The organism is Thermococcus sp. EP1, assembly GCF_001317345.1.
Lineage (GTDB): Archaea > Methanobacteriota_B > Thermococci > Thermococcales > Thermococcaceae > Thermococcus_A.
In genome coordinates this window covers 127,488-139,950 of sequence record NZ_JXCG01000003.1, presented here as the reverse complement: position 1 = coordinate 139,950, position 12,463 = coordinate 127,488, and the positions used below count along the sequence as shown (strand labels likewise).

The 12,463-nt window shown below is 38.3% G+C and carries 13 protein-coding genes; 5 read left to right on the top strand and 8 right to left on the bottom strand.

All coding sequences use genetic code 11. From position 1 onward, the window contains the following. The first annotated feature begins 38 nt into the window (after nucleotides 1-38). Entirely contained in the window at nucleotides 39-1,838 is a 1,800-nt protein-coding gene (locus tag EP1X_RS03505; RefSeq protein WP_055281766.1) for a glycoside hydrolase, read from the top strand. On the opposite strand, the gene cca is transcribed toward EP1X_RS03505, so the two are convergent. The 6 genes from cca to EP1X_RS03475 all read right to left on the bottom strand — a co-directional run bounded on the left by cca (nucleotide 1,835) and on the right by EP1X_RS03475 (nucleotide 8,521). After that, nucleotides 1,835-3,184, bottom strand: coding sequence for a CCA tRNA nucleotidyltransferase (cca, locus tag EP1X_RS03500; protein WP_055281764.1), 1,350 nt, complete (start codon nucleotides 3,182-3,184; stop codon nucleotides 1,835-1,837). The two genes, EP1X_RS03505 and cca, sit on opposite strands and share 4 nt — an antisense overlap. 9 nt (nucleotides 3,185-3,193) lie before the next feature. After that, a complete protein-coding gene (gene thpR / locus EP1X_RS03495) occupies nucleotides 3,194-3,751 on the bottom strand; it encodes an RNA 2',3'-cyclic phosphodiesterase (protein WP_055281762.1) in 558 nt (185 codons plus the stop codon). Continuing rightward, on the bottom strand, nucleotides 3,748-4,209 hold the full coding sequence (locus tag EP1X_RS03490) for a phosphoribosyltransferase (protein WP_055281760.1): 462 nt from the start codon (nucleotides 4,207-4,209) through the stop codon (nucleotides 3,748-3,750). The genes thpR and EP1X_RS03490 overlap by 4 nt, the downstream gene beginning before the upstream one ends. A gap of 122 nt (nucleotides 4,210-4,331) precedes the next feature. After that, nucleotides 4,332-7,025: an adenosylcobalamin-dependent ribonucleoside-diphosphate reductase gene (locus tag EP1X_RS03485; RefSeq protein WP_055281758.1), complete on the bottom strand. Its 2,694-nt coding sequence runs from the start codon at nucleotides 7,023-7,025 to the stop codon at nucleotides 4,332-4,334. A 187-nt stretch (nucleotides 7,026-7,212) separates the two neighbouring features. After that, complete coding sequence (locus EP1X_RS03480) at nucleotides 7,213-7,653, bottom strand: ferritin family protein (protein WP_055281756.1); 441 nt, start codon at nucleotides 7,651-7,653, stop codon at nucleotides 7,213-7,215. A 7-nt stretch (nucleotides 7,654-7,660) separates the two neighbouring features. Further along, nucleotides 7,661-8,521 (bottom strand): cation diffusion facilitator family transporter, encoded by an 861-nt coding sequence (locus EP1X_RS03475; protein ID WP_055281754.1) that lies wholly within the window; start codon nucleotides 8,519-8,521, stop codon nucleotides 7,661-7,663. Between the two features lie 149 nt (nucleotides 8,522-8,670). Between EP1X_RS03475 and EP1X_RS03470 the strand changes: the two genes are divergently transcribed. Then, complete coding sequence (locus tag EP1X_RS03470; RefSeq protein ID WP_156300702.1) at nucleotides 8,671-9,036, top strand: hypothetical protein; 366 nt, start codon at nucleotides 8,671-8,673, stop codon at nucleotides 9,034-9,036. After that, complete coding sequence (locus tag EP1X_RS03465; RefSeq protein WP_172672590.1) at nucleotides 9,033-9,869, top strand: radical SAM protein; 837 nt, start codon at nucleotides 9,033-9,035, stop codon at nucleotides 9,867-9,869. Before EP1X_RS03470 ends, EP1X_RS03465 begins: the two co-directional genes overlap by 4 nt. A 1-nt stretch (nucleotide 9,870) precedes the next feature. Here the strand turns inward: EP1X_RS03465 and EP1X_RS03460 are convergent, their stop codons facing one another. Beyond that, on the bottom strand, nucleotides 9,871-10,797 hold the full coding sequence (locus tag EP1X_RS03460; RefSeq protein WP_055281749.1) for a calcium/sodium antiporter: 927 nt from the start codon (nucleotides 10,795-10,797) through the stop codon (nucleotides 9,871-9,873). Between the two features lie 97 nt (nucleotides 10,798-10,894). Here EP1X_RS03460 and deoC point away from each other — a divergent pair, with 97 nt between their 5' ends. Next, the gene (gene deoC / locus EP1X_RS03455) at nucleotides 10,895-11,554 is read left to right on the top strand and encodes a deoxyribose-phosphate aldolase (protein WP_055281747.1); all 660 of its coding nucleotides are present in this window, start codon (nucleotides 10,895-10,897) and stop codon (nucleotides 11,552-11,554) included. Then, nucleotides 11,547-11,834 carry a family 4B encapsulin nanocompartment shell protein gene (locus tag EP1X_RS03450; protein WP_055281745.1) on the top strand — a complete coding sequence of 96 codons (288 nt, stop codon included), beginning with the start codon at nucleotides 11,547-11,549 and terminating at the stop codon, nucleotides 11,832-11,834. Before deoC ends, EP1X_RS03450 begins: the two co-directional genes overlap by 8 nt. Here the strand turns inward: EP1X_RS03450 and EP1X_RS03445 are convergent. Next, the gene (locus tag EP1X_RS03445; RefSeq protein WP_055281742.1) at nucleotides 11,831-12,433 is read right to left on the bottom strand and encodes an ECF transporter S component; all 603 of its coding nucleotides are present in this window, start codon (nucleotides 12,431-12,433) and stop codon (nucleotides 11,831-11,833) included. The genes EP1X_RS03450 and EP1X_RS03445 overlap by 4 nt on opposite strands. Between the last annotated feature and the right edge of the window lie 30 nt (nucleotides 12,434-12,463).

Below are 12,463 nucleotides of genomic sequence, written 5' to 3'. Positions count from 1 at the left end.
ATACTTCCAAACAACTTAAAAATCTTGGTGTGAACGACATGTACCAAAAGTTTGGTTATCATTTTCATGCATACCAACCAGGAGATATTATCTATATCCATGATGGCTCGGGGTGGGACCCAATAAAGTATTCAGAGCGATTAAGCCCAGTTTCTTTAAGAATAAGAGAAATAGAAGTAAAGTCCAGAAACTGGACAAGAACAGTTATTAAGGCCTACGAATACACAAGTGACGCCTTGGGTTCTTTAAAATCCGGATGTGCAAGTGTTGACTTTGAACCATTTACACTCTATATGATTCTACGATATAAACCAAGGATTTACGGAGAGATCGTCGAGCTACTCATGAATAAGGTGGAAGCCGTGCCAACAACTCCTTTTCACCCTATAATGCCACACTTAAGTGTTTTTGAGCAAGCGATACTCGCAAAAGTTTCTTTTGACTTTTATGAACCTTTCACTAAGAACAAAGATGTTGTGGGGTATTGGCTTCCAGAAAATGTGATAACAAGGGAGACTGCTAAAATTATTGCCGAATCCACTACCAAAGATATAGTATTCTTGCTTGACGAAAGGCAGTTTGTAGGATTAAACTTCCCTCAGGCTAAGTTTTCCTGTAACACATATAAATGCAATGATAAAGTAGCATATGTTTTTGGAAGAGACCATCAACTAAGTGATGCATTTGCTTTTAATACATTAGATATCAACGGTCTAGTTAGAGGAGTTGTTGAAGGAAGGATAGATGTCTTCAAGGAGAATGCAAAAATTCCATACTTGGTTTACCTGGCAAGCGATCTTGAGGCCCTCCTTGCTAATCCACAACAACTTGATAGATTTCTTGCATGGGTAACAAAACTTGAAGAGAAGAATGTTGAGACAATAAATACAGTAGAATTCGTCAGAAAGAAGAAAAGTGGAGAGTTCAAATGCTTAGAAGGAGAATGTAGCGAATATTTCAGAATAAATGTAAAAGACTACTCCAGCTGGAGCGACTATTACGACCTAAGCATAGACGGAAGAACGAGTGATATACGATGGGTTGGTATGAGAAGAGAAGATGGTAAAGTAATCCACAGATTCTACAAAAAACAAAAAATATCTCAACTTTGGAAATATGCATTCACAAAACTATTTAGAGAACTCAACAGAAGCATACGCTTTGGTGTAATTGACATGATTCACAAATATCTTCCTGAGGCTAGTATCGATGAAATAAAGGGGTTCTTGATAAGGTATTCGAGAATATTCTTCAGAGAACATTATGAATACTTTGAAATGGACACTACTGTGGACTATGTCATAGAGCCTCTAAAAGATCTTGACCCGACTCTTGCCTTAAAGCTCGGAAGAATATATTACCTAATGCTCCTTGCAAATCACTCAGATCCAAGATTTTGGGAAAACTTAGATACAAGAGTCACTTTTGAAAACGTGGCTGCAATAAGTAAAGCTCTCATAGAACTCATGAAGGTCTACATCGATGAGAACATGCACGAAAGAGCAAATTACATTCTCCTAGAGTATATGAAACTCCTAGCATTCGCACAGCTTTATTATGATTATGAACTTTTCAAAATGCCTGGTCTAGAGGGCTGGGAAACTAGTGAAAAAGCATGGTTTGACAGCCTAAAGAGCGAAGTTCCAAACTGTAATTACAATGTGATTACACGAGCTGCTTTATATGTTGGAAGGGAAGATCTTCCTAAAGACATAAGAAATGCTTTGGAGGCCCTCTATGATATGAAAAAGGCTGTTGCAGATACAGGCCATATTTCCGGAGAAATGCATGGAGATTGGGAAAACAAGGAATGGTGTGAACATAGAGCAAAAGTTTAACCTTTTACATTCCACTTTTCTTTACTTAAAAAGAGATATGCCTCTTTTTCGAGCTTAGGAGGAACAAAATTAACAAGAATATCACTGTTAATTATCTCCTTTTTAATACTTCTTCCTAAGGCAACTTGATTTTTTATAAAAAGTTCTTTAATAACATCCACAATATTTTCAGTGACCTCTTTTTCAGAATAGAGTCTTTTCCCTCTTATCCATACTTTTTTATTTCTTTTATAGAATTCAACTCCACTCTCAGTAAGAAACTCCGGACCTATCTTTAGAGATATCCTTGGTCTGTGAACTTTATCAACCTCGAGCATTATAAACGCTTTCTCCATGTACCCCCAGTTGATATCAACAACAACAAATCCCTTCTTTTTTAATACCTTTTCAAGTCCTCTTGCACTTTTCTCCAGTTGAGGCAACAAAATATCATCAACAAGATCTGGCTTTTGGAAAAGAATGGTTACCAAGTTTGTTCCTTTTTCCCTAAGCAGACCTCTATAATTACCAGTTTTTTTCTCTGGAGGAAAGAAGAATTCCAGCCTCGGGCCCTCTCTAAATTCTCTAGCCTTAAAGTAAAATACCCCAAATTTTTCCCAACTCAAGGCTGATGCCACATTCCTTCTGGGATCTACAGGATCTATAACTATAAGAGGACTCTCACTCTCTCTTTCTATAGTCTTATATGCTATTTCAGGTTCCTTTCTAATCCACCCCCCGAGGTCAACTATTTTGCTTTTTCCTAGAAATTCAATATCTTCAATCAACTTCATAAATGAACCATACTTAATAATCAGGAGTTCCGTTAGATACCCTGAGAACCCTCTAATGTACACTTCACTCCCATAAACATTTATTCCTTTAAGAAATCTCTTAAGGAGCCTCACTTCATCATTTTTTCCGTCTAAATGCTCAATGATCCATTTTGTATGTAGAATAGATCTGTCAACTGCTGTTCTAACTTCTTTCCAGTTCTCCACATTATAACACGGTACCAAATCAACTTCAAATCCTTTATAAGTGGCCTTTACATAGGGATGTTCCGCGTAAGCAATTTCATAAGTATCGAGTTTTCTTCCAATTGCCTTAGCAAGTTCCAGTCCTGTTTTCTTCAGCTCTTCGAGGGAAGTATTAGTGGGGAATGCCAAGAAAAGGTCAATGTCATGATCCCCTGAAAGGTAAGTATCTTTTGCGATCGACCCCACAAGATACGGGACTATGTCAAGGTTGTAGTTATCAATTTCGTCTTTCGCAATTTGAAAAACTGCCTCAGTTACAGCACTAACTACCTTCTTCTCTTCCTCAGAGGGTTTTATCATACTCAAAACTTCTTTCAGTAATTCCATCAAAGACACCTAATCTTGAAGCTCAAATCTTGCAAGAGTTTCATATATTGGGCCTTTGGGGGTTAAAGTACTCTTTTTAAGTTCTATTGCCTCAACATTAAAACGACCAAATTCCTGAGCAGCAAGCTCTTTTAAGACTAACATAAGCTCTACTTTGTCCTTTACAAATTTTACTCTTCCTATTGTAACGTGAGAGACAAAATTTTTCTCCCTTTTAAATCCAAGGTTAAAAAGAGCATTGTCTATTTTCTGAGCAATCTTTTTTATAATTTCATCTCCCTCAATCCCTGCCCAGATAACTCGTACATAATTGTAACTAGGAAAGACCCCTATCCCCTTTACATTAACCTCATGTTTGGGATGTTCCTTTGCAATAGATTCAAGAATCCTTTTAATATCTTCTGCTTGTTCCTCTGTTATTTCTCCTAAGAATTTTAAAGTAAGATGGAGGTTTTCTGGCTCAACGAACTTAATTTTTGCAGCCTTAGCTTTTTTTATCCTTTCTTGAACCTCAACTAACTTTTGTCTGACTTCATCATTTATCTCGATGGCTATAAAAGCCCTCATTCCCTAGCCACCACCGGGAATTCCTCCCAGGGGAACACAATCCATTTATCTGTCCTAAACACATAAAAGTCCGGTACAACTGAAGTCCATGGCTTCATGGCCAAACACGCTACCTTAATGTCCTTTGCCCCCCTCTTTTTAACCTCCTCAATGACTACCTGGAGCGTTTTTCCTGTATCACTAACATCATCTACTATTATTACTTTTTTCCCTTCTATGTCCCCATGAATGGGGATTGTTATTGTGGGCCTCTCAGCTCTTTCATCAATCCCCTTATAGAATTTTACGTCAATTACTTTAAGCTCCACTTCCCCTAGGATATGGCTAAGTCTTACTGCAGGGATCAATCCACCTCTCGCTATTCCTATAATAACATCTGGTTTGTAATCCCGTAGAACATCAGCCAGTGAGAATATAGCTCTATCAACCTGCCACCATGTGAGATAAACTTTATCCATTTTCTCACCCTCCTATGATATATGGTAAAGTAAAAGAGTCATGGTTTAAAAACCCAGCGTTCAGTGACCCACCCATCCTGAAAGCCAATGTTTCATCCTCTATAAATAGTTAAAAGAAAAGCCTAAGAGATAACACATTTACTCCAGCCACATTTAGGACAAGTGGCGCATCCACTTTCCATCCTAAGTTCTACAACTTCCCCTCCATGCTCATAGCAGACAGGACAATAAGCTATTCCAAGGAGTTCTTTTATTTTCCTCTCATCAACCCCACTTTTTGTAGGATTTAAGGTTCCTTTGTGATTGCTTAGGGAAAAAGTGGGCATGCCCTTCCCATTTGTACCATCAATTATCGCTTCAACATTTACGAACTTCTTGAGCCAAGATTCACTTTCAACAATTTCTTTGAGTATCCTCTTTGCATACTCACTTGGTTTTACTGGGGCTCTTTTCTTCTTTTCTCCCTCTACGCTATAAACCTGAACACTTAAACTTCCATCTCTATATACTGTAACTCCTTTACACCCTAGTGCGTGGGCCAAGAGGTAAGCAGCCTTAACGTCTTCAACAGTCGCGTCATTTGGCATGTTTATTGTTTTACTTGCACTATCAGTAAGCCAGAGCTGAATACTAGCCTGAGCAAGGAGATGATCAAGCCAATGAATATCCATGGCTGTTACAAATATCCTCTGCATATCCTCTGGAATTTCTTCAAGCCCTTGCACACTTCCATAATTATCACTTATCCTCTGTAATAGTTCATCAGTATAAAGTCCCCGCTTTTTAAGTTCTGCCTCAAAGACTGGATCTACATAGTAAAATTCTCCAACTGTTACACTCTTCTTGTAAACCAAAGCAAATATTGGTTCAATTCCACTAGATGTATCTGCTATCATGCTAACACTGCCAGTTGGTGGACATGTAGTCACCATGGCATTTCTCACGCCATACTCTTTGATTTCTTCAACGAGATCATCCCATGGGAGATTCCATATCTCCTTGTGGTAATATCCCTCAATTGGTAACTCACCCTCGGGATATTTACTCAGTTTATAGAGTGGAAACGGGCCTCTTTGTTTTGCTGCTTCCACACTGTATCTATAAGCATAGAAAGTTAGGTACTCCGTAGCTTTACGCATAAAGTCATACCCTTCCTTACTGTTGTATGGAATGCCAAGTTTAAAGAGTGCATCAGCTAAACCCATCATTCCAACGCCTATTCTTCTTGTGAGCTTGGTGTAATAGTCTATCTCTGGTAATGGGAATTTATTCACGTCTATAGCATTGTCAAGATACTTGGCCACTTTCATTATAACCTTAGCATACTCGTCCCAATCGAAGTATGGTTTTCCTTCATCATCGTACTTTACAAATTTTGCAAGGTTTATGGAGGCTAAATTACATGATTCGTAGTCATAGAGAGGCTCTTCCCCACAAGGGTTGGTTGCACGGATTTTTTCTCCTTTTGCAGGCTCTAAAACGTTTCTTTTATTTATCACATCAAAAAATACAACTCCCGGATCTGCCTTTGCCCAGGCCATATATGCCAATTCCTCAAAAAGACTCTTGGGATCGATCTCTTTCACTTTCTTTCCAGTGCGAGGATTAATTAGAGGATATTTCTTGCCCTCCTTAAGGGCCTCCCAAAAGTCTCTCCACAAACCAACGCTAATGTTAAAGTTACTCAATACATTTGTTCCAACATTTTGTTCTTTTGCATGTATGAACTTCTCGATATCTGGATGCCAGACTTCTAAGATGCCCATGTTCGCGCCTCTTCTAACACCCCCCTGCTTTATAACATCACTAACCGCATCTATAAGGTGCATAAAGGATACAGGGCCTGATGCTGCGCCAGTTGTTGTTCCAACTAAATCTCCTTCTGGCCTTAGTTTTGAAAAATTAATTCCAGTTCCCCCACCCATTTTTTGTATTATTGCTACATCATGGGCTGCTTTCATTATACTCTCCATGTCATCCTCTATGGGCACAACAAAACAAGCAGATAGCATTCCCAGAGGTCTGCCAGAGTTTATGAGGGCAGGAGTATTAGGCATAAACACTTGGTTAACCATTAAGTTAAAGTACTCTTCAACAACTTCTTCATACTTTTCAAACTCTCCATGCTCCAGCATTCCCAAAAATTCATCAATGCTTACTTTCATTTTACCTTTCTCTGCAAGTTCCTTGTATAAGCTTATCATTCTTTCAAAGTGATACTTATTGAGCCTGAATCTCCCTATGCTGTATACTCCTGCAAACTCCTCAAAGTTTTGAAGGTAATACTCAACTTTCTTTAGATCCTGTGTATAACCACCCTCCTTTGAAAAAACTCTCTCATCATAGAGAAGATCAGGAATTGCAGCTAAAGTTGCGACTCTCTCAAAAAGCTCTTTTGGACTTTCTATTACTTTACCTTCCTCATTTCTTATCAAATACCTACTAGTCAAAACTCTAAGGGCATTTATTGAAAAACGTTTGTCTATTTCATCTAGTTTTTCTTTGTTAAGAATTTTTCTCTTCTCTTCTCTTATTTCAGCTTTTTTCTTTCTGTAGAGTATATAAGCCTTAGCAACTTCAAAAAGACCATTGCGCATTAACTCAAGTTCTACTATATCTTGAATATTCTCAATATGTGGAACTTCTCCATCATAAAGTTCATTAATTCTATTAATAACATCCTTAACAATTCTATCAAGGAGTTCGTCATCTCTTACCCCAACTTCCCACATTGCCCTTTGTATAGCCCATCTTATACGGCTCTCATCGAAAGGTACTATTCTACCATCTCTTTTCATCACTTTTTCAACTACCATATAAACACCCCTGTCATATTATTTTACCATTTGTGATACCTTAGTAAAAGTATCAGTATAGGATAATGAGTATCTAAGGTACATATATCTTACTCTGGTGGGAATTGCCAACATGACAAATACTATTGGTTACCTCTGTCGGAATAATAAAAAGTAAGAAACAAGTAAGTCGGATATTTTATCCAACTTATTTGGTCAACCCTTCATATATAATTTTCAATCTATAACCATGTCTCAGTTCTTCTTGGCTCATCATTTGAAATATATCTCTTAAACCCCCTTCCACTATCTCACTAAGCTTCTTGTAAAGTTCATAACTATGTTTCTCCCTTATTAATGCTTCCAAAACCAGATTTTCAAGAGTCTTTGGCTCTGCTCGAGTATCTTGGAAATAGGGTTCTAGACTTAATACATCTAAATAATCTATGACTGCCGTTCTCTCTAGAGCATTCTCTTCGAGAAATCTCTCTATCGTATGTCTATGCCTTAATTCTTCGCTTGCAAGCCATTGGAAGTGATCAACTAAAGAGGGATTTTCATAGGTTGCAAAAGTTTCTCCAAGCTTGTACAAGTTGTAAAGTTCATTTTCCTGATGAATTATATTTTTCAATAGATCCTTAATCTTCATCCTTCTCCTACTCCGTTACACCTTTAATATCTATATGAATAAAGGCAGTCTCAACTTCTTCTACTTCTTCAATCCTTTTTTTAACTTCTTCACTTATATCGTGAGCTTCTTTAAGAGTGAGTTCTGGCGGTACTTCTATATGTACCTCCACGTGCAATCTCGGACCTACATAATGTGCTCTTAAATCATGCATCCCTTTAACTCCCTTAACACTCATCACTTTCTCTTCTATCCTCCTGTAAATATCTTCTGGCGGAGAGACTCCAGTCAAGTGATTTATATTTTTGACAACTATATCAAAGGCAACTTTTGCAATAAAAAATGCTACGATAATGCCTGCTAGAGAATCCCCATAAGAAATCCCAAACTTTTGAAGGAAAAGACCAACTAAAACAACTACACTACTTAGAGCATCGCTTCGGTGGTGATATGCATCAGCAATAACTATCTGATTCCCAAGTTTTTTTCCAACCCTCAGAGAGTACTGAGTCATCATTTCTTTGGAAATTATGGAAACTATTGTAATCCCAATCATAAGAGCATTTACCTCAATTGCGTATCTTTCAATAATTCTCCCCAAAGCGTCTCTCCCTATCTCATAGGCCACTAAGAATAGCAACACGCCCATGAAAAATGCAAAAAGAGACTCAAATCTCGAATGCCCAAACGGATGGCTCTGATCTGCCGGTTTTGAAGCAATTTTAACTCCAAGATATCCTATAATACTAGTCACCACATCTGAGAGAGAATGAATCCCATCTGATATCAAAGCCAAACTTGAATAAAGGACACCCACAATAATCTTCACAATACCCAGAACAATATTTCCTACAATACTCACTATTAGGGGCTTGTAAATGGTTTCCATGATATCACCACAATTGGATCCCTCAGTCCGTCACTCCTTCATCACGAATCAGGTAAGGCTGAACTCTTCATTGGGTGTTATAGAATTCTTCACATGTTTTTAAAGGTTTTTTCAAAAGACTTTTATTATTAGGTCTCCAGTATCTGATGGTGAAAAAGATGGCAAACAAGCCAAGATACACTATAAGAGTCTACATGGGAGCAAAAGATAAGTATATTGCTTTAAGCTTGTGGGAAGCCCGCACTGATGAACATGGCAAGTTTAGACCAGCCAACATAAGCATGATTATTCATAATGGGGAGAGTGAAGCAAAAGCGTCCATGAGAACTGAAACTGCTGCCAGATTAGCTGCGGTTCTTTTGAGTATGGTAGCCGAAGCCGAAAAATTAACTATGAAAGAAAGGAGGAGAATTAGCATAGAAGAAAGATTTGAAGAACAATTCCTTCTTGAAGATGAGGAAGAAGAAATTCTAGAAAATGTGGAAGAAATAGAAGCAACTGTTAATGAGGAGTGATTCATGTGAAAAAGCTTAAAGTTTATATTCCTGGAATCTCCTTTCCCTCTCTTTCACTTACGGGAAATTACTGCGCACTAAACTGTGCTCATTGTGGAAAGCACTATCTTGAGAGTATGAAAAAAGTTGAAAAATCAAACCTTGTAGAGTACTGTAAGAACTTAGAAAAAGAAGGATACAAAGGGTGTCTCTTAAGTGGGGGAATGGATTCAAGACTAAAAGTACCTTTAGACATATACACCGATGAGATAAAACAAATAAAAAAAGAAACAAAGCTCAAGCTCAATGCCCATGTGGGGTTCATCGATGAAAGTGACTTAGAGTGGTTAAGATACGTTGATGTGGTTTCTCTAGACTTTGTTGGTGAAGATGATGTCATCAAAAGAGTGTACAAAATCAAGAAACGAGTTGAAGATTATCTTAGAATAATTGAGCTATTGACATCAAATGGAATTAAAGTTGCCCCTCATATAACAGTGGGTCTTGATTTTGGGAAAATTTGGTGGGAGTATAAAGCCATTGAATTACTTGCCCACTATCCGGTTGATGTTCTTGTTCTTGATGTTCTAATACCTACTAGGGGTACTGAAATGGAAAACACAACCCCTCCATCTGTGAGCAAATCCTTAGAGGTTGTTAAATATGCACGGGACACGTTCAATGGAGAGCTAAGCATTGGATGCATGAGACCCCTTGGGAAATGGCGTTTAGAATTCGACAAGGGAGCCATATTAATAGGGGTTGACCGAATAACAAATCCACCAAGAAAAATTATTGAATGGGCAAAGAAAATAAGGGATATTGAAATTATCTACGAATGTTGTGTCCTGTGAGCTAGAAATAGAGAGCATAAATAAAGTATGCATAGAGAACTAAAAGCACGACACTTGTTTTTCGTCCTACCCTGTTGTTAAGCCTTAGAGAAATAGCGAGTATTCCCATTACAAGCAACGTTAATGGAGCACTAAAAGTATAAATCGTGTGATCTACCTTTATAGGCCTGATTAATGCTGCAATACCAATTACCATTAGGATGTCTAATATGTTTGCTCCAACGACATTTCCAACACTTATATTGGGGATTTTCTTTAACGTAGCAGTTAATGAATTTGCGAATTCTGGAAGGGAAGTTCCTATAGAGACCAGTGTCAATCCAATGACAACCTTTGGAACTCCCAAAGCCGTGGCAATCTTGACAGCGCTGTCTACCACAAGTCTGGCCCCAATAACTACGATTAACCCACTCGCAAACAAGATTGCAATCTCTTTTTTGGGATTCCCTTTCCCTTCTTTGGCTTCTTCGAAAGTTATATGCTTTTTATAGAGGTAATAGAGAAATCCAACATAGATCAAGATCAAAGAAAACCCTTCAACTCTTGAAATCAATAGATCTCTCATCAAAAACCATGCATAGAGAGTAACAACAATCATAAAAAGAGAGTTTTTCCACGCTATTTTATCCACATTAAGTGGCATTATAAGGGATGAGACACCTAAAATCAGACCAATATTTGCCAACGCACTTCCAATGGCATTTCCAAGTGCTATATCACTAAAACCCCTATAAGCCGCTATTGCAGAGGTTGTAACCTCTGGAAGCGTTGTGGCAATACTAGCCAACACTAAGGCTATTAAAAACTCGCTAACTCCAAATCCTTTGGCCACTCTTGTTGCAGCTTCTACAAATAAATCACTTCCCTTGATCAACATTGCCAAACCTAGGACAAAGAGACCAAAAGTTACGATGTAGCCTATCGCCATTTTACCCTCCCGAGGGAATTAAAGGGTAGGGATTTTAAAGCCTTTGGGTGAAAAGCCTAAAAGAGATTAGTACCAAAATCCAGCAGAGGTGACGAAGATGAACATTGCCAAATATATTGACCATACAAACCTAAAATCTTATGCAACTAAGGAAGATATAATAAAACTATGTGAAGAAGCGAAGAAGTATGGATTTTATGCAGTCTGTGTAAATCCATATAGAGTAAAACTAGCAAAAGAGCACCTCAAAGGTACAGATATCAAGGTAGCAAGTGTAATAGGGTTCCCTCTAGGAGCAACACCCACAGAAGTAAAGGTTTTTGAAGCAAAAAAAGCTCTCGAAAATGGAGCAGATGAGCTTGACATGGTGATCAATATTGGAGCATTGAAGGATAAAGACTACGAATATGTCAAGAAGGATATAGAGGACGTTACTAAAGTAGCACATGAAAAGGGAGCAATAGTCAAAGTAATTATTGAGACATGCTATTTAACTGAGGAAGAAAAAGAGATTGCATGCAAACTTGCCGTGGAAGCTGGAGCTGATTTTGTTAAGACTTCAACCGGTTTTGGAACTGGTGGAGCTACTATTGAAGATGTAAAACTAATGCGCAAAATAGTTGGAGAAAAAGTAGGTGTCAAAGCAGCAGGGGGTATAAGAACTTACAAACAGGCCATAGAAATGATACGAGCAGGGGCGAATAGAATAGGTACTTCAAGTGGTGTAAAAATTGTCGAAGGGGCAAGAAATGAGTGAACTTTTAAGACTTTTAACAACTGTTATAAGAGAAATAGAAGAGGATGGTTTTCAGCCAAAAATCGCATTAATAGGCCCTAAATTCGCAGAAAAAGGCATGAAAGAGCTGAAAGATCTCAATCTAAAGGTATACATTGTGGAAGAATTAAACTGTGATGCAATAATCGGGGACCCACGGTTTATAGGACATCTCCGAAAAGCCTCAAGACGGGTGTCACTAGAACCATTAATGGAAGAAAAAGAGTTCTGGGAAGAAATGGAAGAAATACAAAAGCTCTAAATTTGGAGAGAGACCAATACATCCTTTATTCTTCTTTTTATAACATGTCCCAAGCCACCGCCAACCACAATACCAGTGACTGCTTGGAGAGTATTTCCAGGAATCTCTGCTATGGCTCCACCCCATCCATAAACGTAGACTTCTACAAAAAAGTAGCCAAGAACCATTAAACCTCCACCAAGGATCGTTGCAAGGAGTATTGCAGTGAAATCATCTTTCTTGGAGGTAATATATCCTATAACGAATCCTTCTACACCTTTTATTACCAAAGTAAACGGTGCCCAATGAGCATAGCCAGTTATAATGTCTGCCATTGCCGATCCAAAACCACCGGCAAAGGCTCCTATGGTAGGACCAAAAAGAACGGCTACCAACATTACCATGGTATCTCCAATGTTGATGTATCCACTGGTCAAAGGAGTAGGCACCTGAATTGCCATTGTAACCACTGCAACAAGAGCCGCCATTACTCCGGAAAGGGCCACTCCGACTGCAACCTCAAATACTCTTTTCTTAAGTATGAACAAGTAAGCAAAATAAAGCACTGCCACAGCAATTATAATCCATTTGGCATATGGGGCTACTGCCTCAATCGCCATTGTCATCACCTCACTTTATTTATTTTTCAA